Here is a 19,422-nt window from a genome sequence, read left to right as displayed (position 1 = left end):
ATCAAAACTGCAGACGCTCATGGCATGTAACAGTTGCGACAAAAATTGGTTCTTCAAAAAAATAGGCCGCTGTAACCGCTGTATTAAACAACTTACTGTATTGTGCCTAATCACTTGGGTATTTTGGTTTGTGTGGGGAACTCACAATAGCCGACAGGTCGAAACCATCGCGGTGCTCATTTTTGGTCTAGGATTTCACCTATTACTCATTGCTCATCTAGGAATGAAGCTCTTGCTTCTAAATAGAAGTGATAAACATAGGCTATAAGATTGGATAGTAAATCAAAAGAAATGGCGAAAACTTTAGTATAACTTTAATAAAGAAAAGCCCCGAGATCCAAATAGTGGTTTCGGGGCTTCTTAGAAGTATCTAAGAAAAAGCAGTGGTACAAATATAGACTCTGCCTTTTCTTGTTAGTTCCCAACAATTAATGATCTTTATGATCATTTGAATCAACATAGCTGGTAACTATTAATTTTCAATCAGTTGCTAAACCGCATCTGTCTTAAAGATTGCATCACCAGGAAGGTTAACCTCCAGAGCAACTTCATCACATGCATGGCGACGAGGGCATTGATCGCAATCTTTAAGTACTTTTTCAGGCAGCAAGGTTTTCGATGTTGGAATAAAGTCTAGCTTCATAAAGAACTCAGGCGTTCTCGTTAAAACAAACACTTTCTTAATCGCCATTTGACGCGCTTTTTTAACCAAATAGTTAACTATGGCTTTGCCTTGACCTTGGTTCTGCCAACCCGCTTCAACACCTAGAGAACGAATTTCAGCAAGCCCTGAATCATACACATATAATGACGCACAACCGGTCACTTCACCATGATGTTCAACTACTGCAAACGAGCCGATATCACGGACTAATTCATTACGCGAACGAGGAAGGTTCTCCCCCATATTGGCCCAGTATGTCACCATGCCTTCTAGCGCTTCGATATCCGTTAGACGAGCAGGGCGAACTTTAACTGCATTCAGATCGTGTTTACCCATACGAAGTTGTGCTTGCTCTACCGCATATGCGACTTGAACAGGTGAAACGCCTCCCAATGCGCTGCGCTTCTCTAAGCACGAATCAATGGTTAGAATTTTGTACACATCTTCTTCAATAATTTCTGAAAACTCTTTTAACTCCTCGATAGAGAGCTCTTCTAACGCGACACCTTTTGAGATAGCACCAACAACAGCAACCCCAACAATATGGTGAGCTTCACGGAAAGGAATACCTTTTGCAACCAAGTAGTCTGCAAGCTCAGTAGAGTTTGCATAACCCTGTTTTGCGGCTTCTAAAGTACGCTCACCGTTAACTTTTATTCCCTCGAAACAAAGTGCAGCCATTTCAAGACAATCGTTCCAAGTGTCATACGCATCAAACAAGCCTTCTTTGTCTTCTTGCATATCTTTGTTGTAAGCAAGAGGCAAAGCTTTTACTGTCATCATCATTGCTGTCAGGGAGCCGTATACACGACCAGTCTTACCACGAATAAGCTCTAACGCATCTGGGTTTTTCTTTTGTGGCATCAAGGAGGAGCCCGACGTCACGGTATCAGCCAATTCGATAAAGTTCGATTCACCTGAGTTGTAGAAAATCATATCTTCAGCAAGACGAGAAAGGTGCAGCATAGATACTGTTGCCACTGACATAAGTTCCATCACATGATCGCGATCGGAAACAGAATCAAGAGAGTTACGAGTCGCACGACGGAAGCCGAGATTATGTGCAAGCTTCTCTCGATCAATCGGGTACGCTGTTCCCGCTAGAGCACCAGATCCCAGTGGACAAGTATCCAAACGGGCAATTGCATCTTTCAAACGAGAATAGTCACGCTCAAACATTTCCACGTAAGCTAAACACCAATGGGCAAAGGTGACAGGTTGAGCACGTTGTAAGTGGGTATAACCAGGTAATACTGTTCCCTGATGTTCGCGAGCAACCGAGACCAATTGACGCTGGAGTAAATCAAGAGCAATAAGAAGTTGCTGACCTTGTTGGCGACACCACAATTTTAAATCCGTCGCAACTTGATCATTTCGAGAACGGCCAGTATGAAGCTTCTTACCCAAATCACCAACACGGTTGATCAACTGTTGCTCAACCCATGAGTGAATATCTTCAGCATCAGAACGTAAAATCTGCTCAGGATCTTCCATCACAGTTAGCTTTAATTCATTAAGTGCAAGCTCTAGTTTTTGCTGCTCTTCTTCACTCAATACATTGACTGATAGTAGTGCTTTCGACCAAGCGATTGAGCCCACAATATCTTGTTCAGCCAATCGGTAGTCAAAACGCAGAGAATCGTTAAAATCTTTAAAACGGGTATCTGCTGCTTGGGTAAATCTACCACCCCATAATGCCATTGCGTGTCTCCTGATACTGAAAAGGGACCTAGATTTCGCTTCTAGGTCCTCGCATTGCTTCTATGCTGGATTATATGTTAATTATTATTTATATGCAGCGTCTATCCACTGCTTACTGTCATGCTTTAACTCAAACACCTTAGTTCGACAGTTAAATGACTAAAGTAAGTTATCTTAAGCTTTGGGTAAAAAGCGCGTACCAATACTATTACCAGCAAAGACGTCTGACAATAGCTCAGGTTGACGCCAACCTGCAACTTCAATTGCTCTGCCTAAATCGTTTGCCGCTTCTAAAGCTGCTCTCACTTTTACAATCATACCATCGGTAATCACTTCATCTTTGATTAATTGCTCTGCACTCGCTTGATCTAATGAAGGAATCAGTTGTTTATCCGCATCAAGAACACCACTAACATCAGAAAGTAACACCAGCTCAGCATCCAAGGTTTTGGCAACCGCAACCGCTGCATCATCCGCATTTACATTCATCAATTGACCATTATTTGTCAGGCCAATAGAGCTGATGATTGGCACACCACCAGCAGTAAGAATCGCATTCACAACCGTTGCATCACCAGCACTAGCACGCCCTACAGCCCCAAGCTCAGGATCCAACTCCTCAACCTGACACAGCCCAGCATCACCCAAACATAACCCAATTGCATTTAAGCCGTTTTTTAGGGCTTCACCTTGAAGCAACTTATTCGCCGTTCCAGCTAATGCCCCTGTAATATAAGGAATTTGGTCATAAGGCGTCACTCGTAAGCCGTTCTTCTTAACTGTTTCAAATTGCAACTTGCTCATGAGTTCATCAACAAGAAAACCACCACCATGTACAATCACAATAGGGCGTTGGTTTTGATATTGTGCGACGGTCGCAAATAACGTAGACAAAACAGCTTCACTAGACAGAACTGCCCCACCCAGTTTAACGACAACAGGAGTTTGGTTGTTATTCATATTAATTCCTTACACCAACGCCGTTAATTCAGGGTAGCCATAATGGATGTTAAGGCATTGCATTGCTTGGCTTGATGCGCCTTTTAACAAGTTATCGATAGCGGATACCACGATGACATGCTGTCCCTTCACCTTCCAACCTATATCGCAAAACGGAGTAAACTCAACGTTTTGAATTCGAGGCAGTGTCGACTGATCCATTCGAACCGCAGGCTTATCTGTATACGCCTGTGCAAACGCTTGTGCTACTGCTTCTTCGGTAACACCTTCCGCTAATTTCATCGTAACGGTTGCTAATATTCCGCGCTTAAAATTACCTAGATGAGGAGTGAAAATAACATCACAGCCCAAGTGGTCTGCGATTTCAGGTTGGTGACGATGAGTAAAGACACCATAAGGCTGCAAACTTACTTCACAAAAGCTATTGGTCATCGTCGCTTTACGACCCGCTCCGGTCACACCGCTTGTGGCGTTAATAACAGGCCATTGGTTCAAATCAAGAAGTTTTGATTCAACTAAAGGTTTGATTGCCAATTGCGAAGCGGTCGGATAACAACCAGCAACCGCGACGAGCTGAGCTTGCTTAATTGCCTCGGCATTCCACTCTGCTAATCCATATGCGGCTTTTTCCAACCACTGAGAATGTTGATGCTCAAAACCATAGAACTCCGTATAGAAGTCACCATGATTAACACGATACGCTCCGGATAAATCGAAGACTTGGCAATCATTAGCCAGCAATGTTGGGGCTAAGTCATGACTGACTTCGTGAGCCGTACATAAGAATACGACATCACTCTCTTTAGCCACTAGCTCAAGATCGACCAAGGGCTGTACTTGCATATCAACCACACCAGAGAACTTACCGTGCAACTGCGCGAGTGGTTTTCCTGCGTCAACACTGTTGGCTGAAACATATAAACCTGATAGCGTTAACTCTGGATGTTTTTGCACCATAAGAGCTAGCTCTGCGCCGGTATAACCTGTCGCGCCGATAATGGTTGTTTTTAACATGCTTTTGTACCCGAAATTCGTAATGAATGACAACGAATAAAACTAACTAATAATTTATTAAATTCGTTATAAATTGGTTTTTTATTCATTAAAAGTGATTTAATATGTGTTTTACCTTCTCTACATAACTCTGTCAATAGTTGGAACTAAGATTCTATGGATTTACCTAAATTCCGCGAGGTTTACAAAGACCTTATTTCTACCTCTTCAATCAGTTCCACCGATCTAAGTTGGGATCAAGGAAACGAGAAAGTTATCGCAAAGCTTTCTGATTGGTTTACGACTCTTGGCTTTGAGGTTGAAGTAGTACAGGTTGAACCAACTAAATATAACCTCATTGCGAAAAAAGGCAGTGGTGAAGGTGGTCTACTCTTATCTGGTCACAGCGACACGGTTCCTTTTGATGAGGGGCGCTGGAACTTTAACCCTCATGATTTAACGGAATCGAATAATCGTTTCTATGGTTTGGGCACTGCTGACATGAAGGGCTTTTTTGCCTTTATAATAGAAGCGATAAAAAAAGTAGATTGGTCGAAACAACAAAAGCCACTTTATGTTTTAGCAACGTGCGACGAAGAAACCACGATGTTAGGCGCTCGTCATTTCTCCGATAATACTCCGTTTAAACCTGATTACTGCATTATAGGTGAGCCTACAAGTTTAATTCCCGTTTACGCTCACAAAGGACACGTTGCAAATGCTATACGAGTTACCGGACAGTCAGGCCATTCTTCAAACCCAGCCTTAGGTGTCAACGCAATTGAAATTATGCACGAGATTTTGTTTGCGATGATGAAGCTCCGTGACAGGTTGATTAAACAATACCAACATCCAGGATTTGATTTACCGTCCCCGACTCTGAATCTCGGTCATATCCATGGCGGAGACAGCCCAAATAGAATCTGTGGATGTTGTGAATTGCATTACGATGTTCGTCCACTTCCGGGAATGAGTCTTGAAGGCTTAGACGATTTATTACGTGACACCTTAAAAGAAGTAGAGGCTAAATGGCCAGGTCGGATCGCGATCTCACCACTTCATGACGCCATTCCTGGTTATGAATGTTCGCATGAACATCATTTTGTTAAGGAAATGGCTGACCTTTGTGAGAAACCCGCAGAAACAGTGAGTTACTGTACCGAAGCGCCTTTTTTACAACAGGTATGCCCAACGTTAGTTATGGGGCCTGGTTCCATCGATCAGGCTCACCAGCCAGATGAATTTTTGGCATTCGAGTACATAGATCCAACCATCAATGTATTAACAAAAGCAATCCATCAATATTGTTTTTGATTGCTGCTTAGCCAAACCATCTGATTTTTGTAGGAAATTTTCAACATTACCGTTAAAAACCATTAATGTTAATACTATCAATACTAAATGGTAAAATTGAATATTGTTAAGCTTTAATTGACTTGACGGGATGTTCTTCGCTATTTTGTGTCCTCGATAAGGACATTGAATGTAATTTTATTTCAAGGCAGGAAACAATGAACGAAACATACGCTGCACTAAAAAGTAACGTGAGAATGCTAGGCAAAATGCTAGGTGATACTATCGAAAATGCCGATGGTAGCGTTATTTTAGAAAAAGTGGAGACGATACGACAACTCTCTAAATCGGCCCGTGACGGTAATCATGACGATCACCTCGCCTTAGTTGAAGAGATTAAAAACCTTCCTGATGATCAATTAAAACCCGTCGCTCGTGCATTTAACCAGTTTTTAAACTTAACCAATATTGCCGAACAGCACCATACAATTTCTCGTCACTGTGATGAATACGTCTGTGAACCAGATGCAATCAATACGTTATTTACCAAGCTATCTCAAAATAAGATCAGTAAGCTTGAGACAGCGAAGGCGATTAACGAACTTAACATCGAATTGGTTCTTACGGCTCACCCGACGGAAATTACTCGTCGTACCATGATCAACAAATTGGTAGAAATCAACAAATCGTTATCTCAACTTGAGCAAACTGAACTTCCTGTTAAAGACCATCGAAAAGCAAGACGCCGTCTTGAACAATTGATTGCTCAGTTCTGGCATTCCGATGTAATGCGCAAACAGCGTCCTACACCAATGGATGAAGCAAAATGGGGCTTCGCCGTTGTTGAGAATTCTCTGTGGGAAGCCGTTCCAGAATTCATGCGTGATCTAAACGATAAAGTACAGGATTACATTGGCGAACCTCTACCTATAGATGCAACACCAGTCAATATCTCTTCATGGATGGGTGGTGACCGCGACGGTAACCCGTTCGTTACCCATAAAATTACTCGAGAGGTATTACTCTTATCTCGCTGGAAAGCTTCGGATCTCTACCTGAATGACATTAACGAGCTGATCAGTGAACTGTCGATGACCAAGTGCAGCAACGAAGTAAGAGAACTAGCAGGTGAAGGTCAACACGAACCTTACCGTGCTATTTTAAAACAAATTCGTGCTCTTCTTACCGACAACATTGAAATTCTCGATGCTAAAATTCAAGGCCAAGAGATATCGGTTAAAGCGCCACTGCGCGATGTTAGTCAACTATGGGAACCGCTACACGCGTGTTATCGCTCACTTCACGAATGTGGAATGGGCTCGATTGCTGAAGGCTCACTCCTAGATACATTGCGTCGGGTAAAAACGTTTGGTGTTCATCTTGTTCGTCTGGATATTCGTCAAGAGAGTACTCGTCATGCCGACGTACTTTCAGAACTGACTCGCTACTTAGGAATGGGCGATTATAACCAATGGACAGAGCAAGATAAGATTACGTTCTTAACCACTGAGTTAAACTCGAAACGACCGCTTTTCCCGAGAGATTGGCAACCTTCTGAGCAAGTCGATGAAGTAATCAAAACATGTCAAACCATCGCAAATCATCCAAAAGATGCATTTGGTGCCTATGTTATCTCAATGGCTCGAACGGCATCAGATGTCTTGGCCGTCCACCTGATCCTTCAAGAATCAGGTTGCCCATATCGTATGGATGTTTGTCCATTATTTGAAACCCTAGATGACTTGAATAATGCTGAGAGCGTTATCCGACAGTTAATGGATATCGATCTGTACCGCGGCTTTATTCAAAATCACCAAATGGTAATGATTGGTTACTCAGATTCGGCTAAAGATGCTGGTGTACTTTCTGCTGGTTGGGCGCAGTATCGTGCAATGGAAGCTCTCGTCAACGTAAGTGAAGAGACGGGTGTCGTGTTAACACTGTTTCATGGTCGTGGCGGCACGGTTGGACGTGGTGGTGCACCTGCGCATGCCGCACTACTATCTCAACCACCGAAAAGTTTAAAAGGTGGCCTGCGCGTTACCGAACAAGGTGAGATGATTCGATTTAAATTAGGATTATCTGAAGTGGCCGTAAACAGCTTCAATATGTATGCGAGTGCGATCTTAGAAGCGAACCTACTTCCACCTCCAGAACCGAAAAAGGAGTGGAGTGAGCTTATGGATGTGCTGTCTGAGGTTTCCTGTGAAGCTTATCGCGGCATTGTACGTGGAGAGCCTGACTTTGTACCGTACTTCCGTCAAGCAACGCCTGAGCTAGAGCTAGGGAAACTTCCTCTAGGCTCACGCCCTTCTAAGCGCAACCCGAACGGTGGTGTAGAAAGCTTACGTGCCATCCCATGGATCTTCTCGTGGAGCCAAAATAGATTGGTTCTACCTGCATGGTTAGGTGCTGGTGAAGCGATTCAGTATTCAGTCGATAAAGGTCATCAAGCCTTATTGGAAGAGATGTGTCGTGAATGGCCTTTCTTCTCGACTCGTCTGGGTATGCTTGAAATGGTGTACAGCAAAACCAATATCGAAATAGCACGTTTGTATGATGAACGCTTGGTAGATGAACCCTTACGCCCATTAGGTGAACGCTTAAGATCTCAGCTACAAAAAGATATCAAATCTGTTTTAAACGTTGAAAATAATGAAAACTTAATGCAAAGCGATCCTTGGGGACAAGAGTCCATCAAACTTCGCAATATCTATGTTGAGCCGTTAAATATGCTTCAAGCTGAGCTACTATACCGAACTCGTCAACATGAAAATGTATCTAGTGAATTGGAAGAAGCTCTGATGGTAACAATCGCGGGCATTGCAGCAGGTATGCGCAATACGGGCTAGAAAACCCAGAATAATATACTACTATAAAGACAAAAGGCCGCACTATGCGGCCTTTTTATTTTGATATTTTTGTTAATAAAGCATTTCATTAGATTTTTGACCCATTTTGTCCGGCTATTCTACTTTATGCTTATAATTTCGATATACTACCGCTCGTAACAGGCTTCCAATATTATTAATATCTGTTACTTAGGCTAAATGAAACGCAGTTATTTTAGGTGATAAAGGCTTTTGGGTGACGAACGTTCTCGATTTTGAGACGTATAGTTTAAGTTGAGCTAAGAGTTGAACCAAAGAAGTTCTCCGAAACTTAAACAGATTATAATTTTACTAACCATTTGGATGTTCAACATGTCATTACCACACGTTATCCTCACAGTTTTAAGTACACGTGACGCCACGGGTTACGATATAACTAAAGAGTTTTCCTCTAGCATTGGCTATTTTTGGAAAGCAAGTCATCAACAGGTTTACCGTGAGTTAAACAAAATGGGCCAAAACGCTCTAGTAACTTGCGTATTAGAACCTCAAGAAGGCAAACCAGACCGTAAAGTTTACTCTATTACAGACTCAGGTAGAGCAACATTAGCCGCTTGGTTTGACCAACCTACTCCTCATCCAACTGTAAGAGATGAGTTTAGTGCTAAGTTAATGGCATGTTCTGTACAAGATGCTACCGCTTACCGAGACCAACTTGTTGATTTAATTGCTGATTCGAAAAAGTTTATCGAATTATACAAAGAAATCGAAGCAAGTCACTATGCCGTTACCTCGACTTTAGATAAACATAAGCGTCTAGAGCGATTAACATTGCGCCGAAATATTCTAATTCGTTCAGCTTGGGTTGAATGGGCAGAAGAAGTATTAAGTGAGCTCAATGAAATGGCGTAATACGCTAAACTAGAGAGCCTGAACAATTAAAAAGGGATGACATGGTCATCCCTTTTTATCACTTATTAATTTGTCTCTCATGTATCAAGCATACATGAATAGCTTAAATACCATCACCACCAATAAACGTTTGTGAACGAGTATTAAATTGCTGATCCATATCCAGTGACGGTTGGTCACTTTGAGGTCGACCAACTATTTTGGCAGGAACCCCCGCAACAGTCGTATGAGCAGGCACATTCTGTAATACCACAGAACCTGAACCTATTTTTGCTCCTAACCCCACTTCAATGTTGCCAAGTATTTTCGCTCCGGCACCAATCATAACACCCGTTCTAATTTTCGGGTGACGATCGCCACACTCCTTCCCCGTTCCGCCTAATGTTACATCCTGCAAAATAGACACATCATTTTCTACGACCGCTGTTTCACCAATCACGATACCTGTAGCATGATCCAGCATAATACCGTAGCCCACTTTTGCGGCAGGATGAATATCAACTTGGCAGGTTACTGATATCTGATTTTGTAAATAAGATGCTAGTGCCTCACGACCTTGCTTCCACAGCCAGTTGGACACTCGATAACCTTGTAGTGCGTGATAACCTTTTAAATAAAGCAAGGGAATTGAATATTGCGCAACAGCGGGATCTCGAGTCACTGTTGCACATATATCCTTGGCGGCAGCGTCAATGATGGAATGATCTGAAGCAAATGCTTCTTCCACCACTTCACGAACAGCCATAGCTGGCATTGATGCAGTCATTAAATTATTAGCTAAAATATAGCTTAATGCTGCACCTAAGCTCTCGTGCTTAATTATTGTGGCATGATAGAAACTCGCAAGCATCGGTTCTTGTTCAGCCAGAACACGAGCCTCTTTAATGACGGCCTCCCAGACCAGTTGGTTGTTACAACGCTTCATGGTATTCGATTTCTCCCTCTATCACGGCGACGTTATTATTCTGACTTTTTATCTCGAGCAAGAAGATCTTGAGCCGCTAACCTTGCATCTTTATCTTGATACAGTACTTGGTAAAGTTGGTCAACTATTGGCATTTCTACACCCATTCGCTTGGCGAGCAACCACACTTCTTTAGTATTACGATACCCTTCCACTACTTGACCAATCTCATCTTGTGCAACATCGACGTTTTTACCTTGGCCCAACGCCAACCCAAAGCGACGGTTTCTCGATTGATTATCGGTACAAGTTAAAACTAAATCACCTAAGCCTGCCATGCCCATAAAGGTTTCTGCTTGAGCACCCAGAGCTGCTCCTAAACGACACATTTCAGCTAGGCCTCGGGTAATTAGAGCGGTTCTTGCATTGGCACCATAGCCAATACCGTCGGACATACCTGCGCCAATTGCGATAACGTTCTTTACCGCACCACCAAGCTGAATGCCGACAAAATCATCGTTGGCATACACTCGAAACGTTCGGCTGCAGTGAATCTTTTCTTGCAGTTGAGCAACAAACTCTGAATGCGGAGAGGCCACAGCTATCGCCGTTGGCATCCCCATCGCTAATTCCTTCGCGAAGGTAGGGCCAGAAATGACGGCCAATGGATAACGATCTCCAATCACTTCATGAGCCACATCTTGCAGTAATCGACCGGTCTCGGGTTCAAGCCCTTTCGTTGCCCAACACACACGACTGTCGGCACGCAAATGAGGCTGAATCGTTTTTAATACCTCACCGAAAACATGACTCGGGACCACAATCAATAAATCTCGACTACCTTGAACGGCTCGTCGAATATCGCTCTCAATGATCAATGACTCAGGGAATGCTATGTCAGGTAAAAAAGCACGGTTCTCACGTTCAGCTTCAAGTCGCGCCATATGTTCAGAATCATGGCCCCAAAGCACCACATTCATACCATTGCGAGCAAGAGAAATGGCTAACGACGTCCCATAAGAACCAGCCCCGATAACCGTCATCCCGATAGAATTCGAATAAATAGAATCAGTTTGTGTCTCAGACATAGCTACACCTATTAAATAACCCGTAATTCAAAAAAAATGCACGTAGCATGAGTAGAAACCTCCAATGCTCGTGCATCTTTATTGTTTGCAAGAATGCTTAAAGAATTAAGCGTCTGCTGGTTGTTCGCCTTTTTCTTGAGCTTGCTGTTGTAGGTAATTCATAAATAATGCATCGAAGTTTACAGGTGCAAGATTCAATTGAGGGAAAGTACCTTTTACAACCAAGCTTGAGATAGTTTCACGAGCATATGGGAATAAAACATTCGGACAGAATGCACCAAGACAATGAGCTAATTGACCTGCATCCATATTTTCAGCAGTAAAAATACCACCTTGTTGTACTTCACATAAGAATGCGGTCTCTTCTGCATTCGTCACGGTCACTGTAAGACGCAATACAACTTCATAAACCCCTTCACCCAGCTCGCGGCTTTGCGTATCAAGATCAAGGTTTACATTAGGCTCCCAATCTTTCTGGAACATAGTTGGTGAATTAGGCGCTTCAAACGATACATCTTTTAGAAAGATACGTTGAATAGTAAAGTTTTGTTGTGCTTCTTGCGCTGCTGCAGCTTCTGACATTCTTAATTCCTTAATAATCGTTCAAATTATATAACAGACCAAATTCTGTCGACCAAAGATAGATGAGAGTGCGTATTCATCGAACTAAGCCAGCTTCTATCTTTAGTATAAAGTGGTTACTTCTTGCCACGAATCAGAGGTAATTTGCCATCTTTCCATGCGCCAATACCAAGGTTAAGGACACTAACCTGTTCAAAGCCAGCACTCGCTAGCTGATTCGCACTTGCTGGTGAAATGTGACCATTTTGACATACGACAATAATTGGGTCTGCTTTATGATTTTCAAGGGTTCCCAAGTTGCCAGATGTGATCTCAGAAGGCAAAACGTTAATTGAATCGGTAATATGGCCTTTGGAAAACTCATCCTTGTTACGAATATCAACAACAATGCCATTCTCTTTATTCACTTTTTGAGTTAGCTCGTTCACATCAACATATTTAAACTTCGCTGTTGATGACTTGTAAACAGTAAAAATAACAGCGCCAAATATCGCGATCCACGCTACACATAGGATGGTATTTTGCTGAAAAAATTCGGTATATTCTTGCATGTCTTTGCTCTTATCTTTGCTATTGCAATGGGTGATCGTAAATAGAGGAAGAAGTATAGCGAGGTTAATTCCGTTACGCGAGTACTAACGTATCTCTTCCCTTCATTATCAATGGCAATCAATGACAATTCACATTTTAAATCTCAATTTTAAGCTCGAGAAAACGGAAATGAAATCACCTCATTAATGGATTCCTTACCTAGTGCCAACATAATCAAACGATCAATGCCAACCGCGACACCAGCACAAGGCGGCAATCCTGATGCTAACGCTTCAAGAAAATTCTCATCAATAGGTTGAATCGATAATCCCATAGCTTGACGTTTAAGGTTATCTTGTTCAAAACGACGGCGTTGTTCAGCAGAATCCTCTAATTCATGGAAACCATTGGCCAGTTCGATACCTTTAAAATAAACTTCAAACCGATCGGCAACGCGATTATCGTGTTGATTAATTTTTGCGAGCGCGGCTTGGGAAGCTGGGAAGTGATAAACAAAAGCAGGAACGTCGCGACCAATACAAGGCTCAATCACCATGCTAAATAGAAGTTGTAATATCGTATCACGATCATCTTCATCTTTAGCAATCTCATCAAATCCGTGCAGAACAGCACACTGACGCAGCTCTTCGAGTGATGCCTCAAGCGGACACACACCTAAAACCTGTTGAAAGATTTGTTGGTACGTTAGACGTTCAGCTTTCTTACAATGTAAGATTTGCTGTAATAACTCATCCATTTCATTCATAAGATCATGATGATCGAACCCAATACGATACCATTCAAGCATGGAGAATTCGGGATTATGAAAACGCCCACTCTCTTCATTACGAAATGACTTAGTGATCTGAAATATCGAACCACTATCAGCAGCCAATAAACGTTTCATATGAAACTCAGGACTGGTCATCAAATAGACCTCTTGCCCAGAAGCATAATTCGGCCCAATAAAATCACTTTTAAATGTTTGCAAGTGAATGTCGGTAACCGCTGCTTGGCTCATTATTGGCGTTTCGACTTCTAAAACCTGCCTTTCTAGAAAGAAAAATCGAAGTAAATCGATTAGCTCCGCGCGCTGTTTTAGAGAATCGATACTCGCACTAGGTTGCCACTTTAAAAGAGTCATTATTTTATCTTCGCTATAATCCAGTCGTTATCATTTTACCCGTCAAAATAGCAAAACCAAGCGCTTATAGTGATATCGCTCACAAGCAAGTGATTATTATGACGAACAACTCTGACTCCGAAGAAAAAGCCTGATCAAATCAATTTTTTAATATAGGAGCTACCTTACACTAAAATTTGCCCATTTATTTATGGGCAACCCTACAAAAATGCTCATCAAGAAGCTAACGAATCTAACGCGGATAGAATCCGTTCATAAACTGGAGGGTAACTGTGAAAATACTAACCACAGATATCGCAATCATTGGTGCTGGCGGCGCCGGGCTTAGAACAGCCATCGCTGCAGCAGAAGATAACCCAAATATAAAAGTCGCACTTATATCAAAAGTATATCCTATGCGTTCTCACTCAGTCGCTGCCGAAGGAGGCTCAGCTGCAGTGATCAAAGAAGAAGATTCATTGGATAATCACTTTAACGATACAGTTGGCGGTGGAGACTGGCTTTGCGAGCAAAACGTTGTTGAATATTTCGTTAAAAATTCGACACGCGAAATGATCCAAATGGAACAATGGGGCTGCCCTTGGAGCCGCAAAGAAAATGGCGAAGTCAATGTTCGTCGGTTTGGTGGAATGAAAGTCGAGCGCACATGGTTTGCGGCGGATAAGACTGGCTTCCACATGCTTCACACTCTTTTTCAAACCTCTATGAAGTATCCACAAATCGAACGTTTTGATGAGTATTTTGTTGTCGACTTAATCGTTCATGAAGGTCAAGTTCAGGGATTAATCGCAATCCATATGGCCGAAGGTGAATTAGTCGCAATCAAAGCCAAATCCGTCGTATTAGCAACTGGCGGCGCTGGTCGCGTTTATCACTGTAACACTAATGGTGGAATCGTAACCGGTGATGGAATGGCAATGGCTTACCGTCATGGAGTTCCGCTACGTGATATGGAATTTGTTCAATATCACCCAACCGGTCTACCTGGTACCGGCATTTTAATGACCGAAGGTTGTCGTGGAGAAGGTGGAATCATTACCAATAAAGATGGTTATCGTTACCTTCAAGACTATGGCATGGGGCCAGAAACCCCTGTTGGCCAGCCAAAGAACAAATATATGGAGCTGGGTCCAAGAGACAAAGTATCTCAAGCGTTCTGGCATGAGCAGCAAAAAGGCAACACCATCAAACATGCTCTAGGCGATGTTGTTTTACTCGATCTACGCCATCTTGGCGAAGAATATATTAACGAGCGTTTACCGTTTATCTGCGAGTTATCCAAAGCCTACGTCAATGTCGATCCGGTCAAAGAACCGATTCCAATTCGTCCTACCGTTCACTACACCATGGGTGGAATCGAAACCGATGCTCAATGTGAAACTCGAATTAAAGGGTTATTTGCAGTGGGTGAATGTGCGTCTGTCGGTCTTCATGGAGCAAACCGTTTGGGGTCGAACTCTTTGGCGGAATTTGTCGTATTTGGTCGAGTTGCCGGTGAAACAGCAGTACAAAGAGCTGAAGAATTTGCTGGTTGGGATCAACAAGCAATTGAAGCTCAAATGGCTCAAGTAGAAACGCGTATCAATAACCTACTTGCTCAAGAAGGTGATGAAAACTGGGCAGAGATTCGTACTGAAATGGGGCATTCCATGGAAGCGGGTTGTGGGATCTATCGTCAAGAAGATCTGATGCAACAGACCATCGACAAGATAACGGAATTAAAACAACGTTATAAAAACATCAGTATCAAAGATAAAGGCAAAGTGTTTAATACCGACCTATTTTATGCCATTGAAGTCGGTTACGGACTAGAGGTCGCTGAAGCGATGGCTCGTTCGGCAATATTGCGAAAAGAATCCCGAGGTGCTCACCAACGACTCGATGAAGGGTGTACAGAACGTGATGATGTTAATTTCTTAAAACACTCTCTGGCTTTCTATCAAGAAGATAGCGCTCCGATCATCGACTACAGCGATGTCACTATCACTAAGTCGCAACCCAAAGCTCGTCTTTACGGTGAAGCCGCTGATAAAGCTGCTGCCGCGGAAAATACAAGCCAAGCAGAGGAGAATAAATAATGTCATCACAACGTATGCAAAAAGTTGATATTCTCCGCTATGACCCAGAAAAGGATTCACAGCCTTATCTGCAATCTTTTGAAGTCCCGTTTGACGATACTATGTCGCTTCTTGATGCGATTAGCTACATCAAAGATTATCTCGATAAAGACCTCTCTTATCGTTGGTCTTGTCGTATGGCGATTTGTGGCTCCTGCGGCATGATGGTCAATGGTGTCCCTAAACTCGCGTGTAAGACTTTTCTCCGAGATTACCCTGATGGCGTAAAAGTAGAGCCACTAGCAAATTTCCCGATAGAAAAGGATCTTATCGTCGATATGACACCTTTTATTGAGCGTCTTGAAGCGATCAAACCCTATATTTTAGGAAATGATAGAACTCCAGAAGACGGTCCCAATAATCAAACTCCAGCTCAGCTAGAAAAATACAAACAGTTTGCTGGATGTATTAATTGTGGACTCTGTTATGCCGCCTGCCCTCAATTTGGTTTAAACCCTGAATTTATTGGACCAGCGGCACTAACCCTAGCTCGTCGCTACAACCTCGATAGTCGTGATAATGGCAAGGCTGAACGCATGGCTCTAATAAATGGGGAAAATGGCGTTTGGGGTTGTACTTTTGTTGGATACTGCTCTGAAGTATGCCCGAAAAACGTGGATCCAGCAGGCGCGGTGAACCAAGGAAAAATAGAGTCATCGACCGACTTTATTATTGCGATGTTTAAACAAGGGGAGGCAGAACAATGAGTAATCGCAAACCCTATGTAAGAGAAATGAAACGAACCTGGTGGCAAGCCCATCCCTTTTATCGTTTTTATATGTTACGCGAAGCCACAGTTTTGCCGTTGATCCTATTTACGATATTCCTAACCTTTAGTTTAGGTTGCTTAGTCAAGGGGCCAGAAGCTTGGCAAAGTTGGTTGGGCTTTATGGCAAATCCAATTGTGATTGCGATTAACATCGTTGCCCTATTGGGAAGTTTGCTTCATGCCCATACATTTTTTGGCATGATGCCACAAGTCGTCCCAATGAAATTAAAAGGCAAGTTACTCGATAAGAAAGTGATCGTCGCAGCTCAATGGGCTGCTGTCGCCTTTATTTCTCTCATCATCCTATTCATTGTATAAGGAGCCTATTGTGATTAATACCAATCCTAAAAGATCCGATGAACCAGTATGGTGGGGACTCTTTGGCGCTGGTGGTACTTGGTTCGCCATGATCTCACCCATCACTATTCTAATTATTGGCGTTTTAGTTCCTCTCGGCATTATTGATGCTGAGGCGCTCAGCTATGAACGTGTTGCTAACTTTGCAACCAGCTTTATTGGTGCATTATTTGTCATTGCTACACTGGCTTTACCAATGTGGCATGCAATGCACCGTGTTCATCATGCCATGCACGATCTAAAATTCCACACTGGTGTTGTCGGTAAAATAGCCTGCTACGCAATCGCGGGGTTTATTAGTGCACTTTCCGTTGTGTTTGTTTTTATGGTGTAAATCAACACTGATTTAAAGCATAAAAAAATCCCCCAGACTTTGGGGGATTTTTATTGCGTGCCATATTTAGTATTCAGAACTCAATACTAGTTCGACATACTATGCTGTTTTAAACACATCCAACTCGCGTTTTTGTGTTTCAGCTAATTCAGATAACTCCGAAGATGCTTGTAAGGTATCATCGATTCCCGATACATTTTGATGCACTAAATCGTATGTTTCAGTTGTGACTTGAGAAATCTCTTCTGTCACATGAAATTGCTCTTGAGAAGAAGTCGCTACCAAACTGTTGATTTCTGAAATAGATTCAACCGCAGATTGAATATCTTCAAAAGACGCCTTCACGTTGTCAACTAATTGAACAGACTGATCAATTAAGTCAACATTATGCATCATATTATCCTGAGCTTTTTTCGATTGCGTCTGCAGCTTTTCAATGATGTCTTGAATATCCACTGTCGATTTTTGAGTTTTTGAAGCCAAGTTTCGCACTTCGTCTGCTACAACCGCAAAACCTCGCCCTTGTTCACCGGCTCGTGCTGCTTCAATTGCTGCGTTGAGCGCCAACAGGTTTGTTTGCTCTGAAATCGTCTGAATAACTTCGGTAACGGAGCCAATCTCAAGAGCAAATTCACGAAGTTCGTTAACAATATCTGCACTCTCACTTACAGAGACATTAATATTGTCAGTTAAGCAGATGTTTTTCTCCAACGTTTGCTTACCTTCATCCACGCTTTTCGTCGCGGATTTTGCTTCTTGCTCGGCTCTTATTGCCTTATCACTCACTTCCTGAGAAGTCGATGATAGTTCATTAATCGCGGTCGAAATTTGCTCCATATGAGCGAGCTCTTGTTGCGCATTTCCTTTCGTCGTGTTCATCACAACATTAAGTTCAGTTGATGCTGCAGCCACACTTGAAGAAATGCCGTGAGAGTTTTTAATCAATTGCGTTAGCTCACCCGACAACTTAACTAAAGAGCGGTATATACCCGAATCTTTATCAGTAGACTCAAGTGTTTGCGTAAAGTCTCCTGATGCCATTTTCTCCATTAACTCTGCGATATCATCCGGTGTACCACCAACGGGTTTTAGTACCATTTTTTCTAAAGTAATAAACAAAATACCGATTGCAAGGAGCAAACAAAATGCACCAACTAATGCAGACGTTACAAGCTGATTATGCGCTGCCTCTCCAATCTCATCATCGTTGACAAAGGAAACAAATTGCCATCCTGCAACGTCTAGATGTGTCCAAAATGCAGTAAAGTCTGTCGCCGTTCCTCTCACTTCTGCGGTATAGTGCAGCTCTGGATTAGAATCACTAAAGCCTTTGTATAGTGGTCGCTCAGCATTAATGTCTTTCCCAACCAATTCAGCATAAGGCGCGACAATAATTGTTCCGTTTTCGGTATACATAAAGATATCTTTACGCTCGCCTAAACTTTCAAGTAATGAATCGAGATACACAGACGTGATAACAGCAACAGAGCTATCTAATTTATAAGCCATCACCACAATTTCTTTTTTTGTTACCGCAGACACAAAGGGATCTGAAAAGAAGAACGTTTTACCGTCTCTGAAAACCGCATTGTAATAATTACGGCTCAACTCTTTCACATTAAAGCCCAGTTTTTCGCCTTTTACGTTGTAAATGCCACCCGCGACATCAATCAGGTAGGCACCTTCAATAAATTGCGACTGTGTACGGTAAACCATCTCCAACTGAATCTTGGCTTTATCAGATAAGCCACTCTCACTAATATCACTCGAATTCGCTTCTACCGCAGCAAGTACGCTTTTATAACCATTCACTTTTTGCGTTAGCTCGGACTCTATTGTTGCATTTTTTTCTACGAGAACGGTCTTATTAAGATGAACACTCTCATTTTGAAAAGAAATATAGCCAATCGTCATTAAAACTACGACGATAGCGGCAATTATCGATCCTATCGTTGTCGCAATTTTTACTTTAAATGTATTCATGTTCCTAACAGCTCCACGGAAGAAATAGGCAAATCATAGATGAATGAGATCCATTACATTGGATAACTACTCACTTAGCCAAGGTAACTAAACGATGATATAAGCGTAGTCTAATTTAATAAATTTTGACCTTGTTATCTTAAGAAATGAGGAAATTCTTTAGCTGTTATTTGACTTAAAACAATAAAAATCAGACGCAGATCGCAAAAAAACCAAAGATAAATACCCAACATACCGTGACCAGCCTCACATATAAGAA

17 protein-coding genes are annotated in these 19,422 nt (G+C 42.3%); 8 read left to right on the top strand and 9 right to left on the bottom strand.

Translation table 11 applies throughout. The features are described from left to right. Positions 1-19 precede the first annotated feature (19 nt). A complete protein-coding gene (locus ACWU4D_RS11870) occupies positions 20-268 on the top strand; it encodes a DUF3624 domain-containing protein (RefSeq protein ID WP_456051647.1) in 249 nt (82 codons plus the stop codon). A gap of 222 nt (positions 269-490) precedes the next feature. Here the strand turns inward: ACWU4D_RS11870 and argH are convergent, their stop codons facing one another. From argH to argC, 3 genes are all read right to left on the bottom strand, one after another. Further along, positions 491-2,365 (bottom strand): argininosuccinate lyase, encoded by a 1,875-nt coding sequence (argH, locus tag ACWU4D_RS11865; protein ID WP_456051646.1) that lies wholly within the window; start codon positions 2,363-2,365, stop codon positions 491-493. A 174-nt stretch (positions 2,366-2,539) separates the two neighbouring features. After that, positions 2,540-3,325, bottom strand: a complete 786-nt coding sequence (gene argB / locus ACWU4D_RS11860) for an acetylglutamate kinase (RefSeq protein ID WP_456051645.1) — start codon at positions 3,323-3,325, stop codon at positions 2,540-2,542. A gap of 9 nt (positions 3,326-3,334) precedes the next feature. After that, positions 3,335-4,339 (bottom strand): N-acetyl-gamma-glutamyl-phosphate reductase, encoded by a 1,005-nt coding sequence (argC, locus tag ACWU4D_RS11855; protein ID WP_456051644.1) that lies wholly within the window; start codon positions 4,337-4,339, stop codon positions 3,335-3,337. Between the two features lie 156 nt (positions 4,340-4,495). Between argC and argE the strand changes: the two genes are divergently transcribed. From argE to ACWU4D_RS11840, 3 genes are all read left to right on the top strand, one after another. Further along, positions 4,496-5,632: an acetylornithine deacetylase gene (gene argE, locus ACWU4D_RS11850; RefSeq protein WP_456051643.1), complete on the top strand. Its 1,137-nt coding sequence runs from the start codon at positions 4,496-4,498 to the stop codon at positions 5,630-5,632. A 197-nt stretch (positions 5,633-5,829) separates the two neighbouring features. After that, entirely contained in the window at positions 5,830-8,463 is a 2,634-nt protein-coding gene (ppc, locus tag ACWU4D_RS11845) for a phosphoenolpyruvate carboxylase (RefSeq protein WP_456051642.1), read from the top strand. 351 nt (positions 8,464-8,814) lie between these two features. Then, on the top strand, positions 8,815-9,354 hold the full coding sequence (locus ACWU4D_RS11840) for a PadR family transcriptional regulator (protein WP_456051641.1): 540 nt from the start codon (positions 8,815-8,817) through the stop codon (positions 9,352-9,354). A gap of 103 nt (positions 9,355-9,457) precedes the next feature. Here the strand turns inward: ACWU4D_RS11840 and cysE are convergent, their stop codons facing one another. From cysE to epmA, 5 genes are all read right to left on the bottom strand, one after another. Next, positions 9,458-10,279, bottom strand: coding sequence for a serine O-acetyltransferase (cysE, locus tag ACWU4D_RS11835; protein WP_456051640.1), 822 nt, complete (start codon positions 10,277-10,279; stop codon positions 9,458-9,460). A 35-nt stretch (positions 10,280-10,314) separates the two neighbouring features. Next, on the bottom strand, positions 10,315-11,346 hold the full coding sequence (gpsA, locus tag ACWU4D_RS11830) for an NAD(P)H-dependent glycerol-3-phosphate dehydrogenase (protein WP_456051639.1): 1,032 nt from the start codon (positions 11,344-11,346) through the stop codon (positions 10,315-10,317). A gap of 105 nt (positions 11,347-11,451) precedes the next feature. Next, positions 11,452-11,928 carry a protein-export chaperone SecB gene (secB, locus tag ACWU4D_RS11825; protein WP_456051638.1) on the bottom strand — a complete coding sequence of 159 codons (477 nt, stop codon included), beginning with the start codon at positions 11,926-11,928 and terminating at the stop codon, positions 11,452-11,454. Positions 11,929-12,044: 116 nt separating this feature from the next. Beyond that, positions 12,045-12,479: a rhodanese-like domain-containing protein gene (locus ACWU4D_RS11820; protein ID WP_456051637.1), complete on the bottom strand. Its 435-nt coding sequence runs from the start codon at positions 12,477-12,479 to the stop codon at positions 12,045-12,047. 149 nt (positions 12,480-12,628) lie between these two features. Beyond that, positions 12,629-13,603, bottom strand: a complete 975-nt coding sequence (epmA, locus tag ACWU4D_RS11815) for an elongation factor P--(R)-beta-lysine ligase (RefSeq protein ID WP_456051636.1) — start codon at positions 13,601-13,603, stop codon at positions 12,629-12,631. A gap of 272 nt (positions 13,604-13,875) precedes the next feature. Here epmA and frdA point away from each other — a divergent pair, with 272 nt between their 5' ends. The 4 genes from frdA to frdD are packed head-to-tail and all read left to right on the top strand — an operon-like array spanning position 13,876 to position 17,180. Then, positions 13,876-15,681: a fumarate reductase (quinol) flavoprotein subunit gene (gene frdA / locus ACWU4D_RS11810; RefSeq protein WP_456051635.1), complete on the top strand. Its 1,806-nt coding sequence runs from the start codon at positions 13,876-13,878 to the stop codon at positions 15,679-15,681. Beyond that, positions 15,681-16,427, top strand: a complete 747-nt coding sequence (locus ACWU4D_RS11805) for a succinate dehydrogenase/fumarate reductase iron-sulfur subunit (protein ID WP_456051634.1) — start codon at positions 15,681-15,683, stop codon at positions 16,425-16,427. The genes frdA and ACWU4D_RS11805 overlap by 1 nt, the downstream gene beginning before the upstream one ends. Further along, a complete protein-coding gene (gene frdC / locus ACWU4D_RS11800; RefSeq protein WP_456051633.1) occupies positions 16,424-16,807 on the top strand; it encodes a fumarate reductase subunit FrdC in 384 nt (127 codons plus the stop codon). The genes ACWU4D_RS11805 and frdC overlap by 4 nt, the downstream gene beginning before the upstream one ends. A gap of 10 nt (positions 16,808-16,817) precedes the next feature. Then, the gene (gene frdD, locus ACWU4D_RS11795) at positions 16,818-17,180 is read left to right on the top strand and encodes a fumarate reductase subunit FrdD (protein ID WP_456051632.1); all 363 of its coding nucleotides are present in this window, start codon (positions 16,818-16,820) and stop codon (positions 17,178-17,180) included. 99 nt (positions 17,181-17,279) lie between these two features. Here the strand turns inward: frdD and ACWU4D_RS11790 are convergent, their stop codons facing one another. Next, entirely contained in the window at positions 17,280-19,163 is a 1,884-nt protein-coding gene (locus ACWU4D_RS11790) for a methyl-accepting chemotaxis protein (RefSeq protein WP_456051631.1), read from the bottom strand. Positions 19,164-19,422: the final 259 nt, after the last annotated feature.

The sequence above is a fragment of the Vibrio phycocola genome, assembly GCF_053850235.1.
The sequence above is the reverse complement of the archived record's forward strand: the minus strand, read 5'-3'. Positions and strand labels throughout refer to the sequence as shown.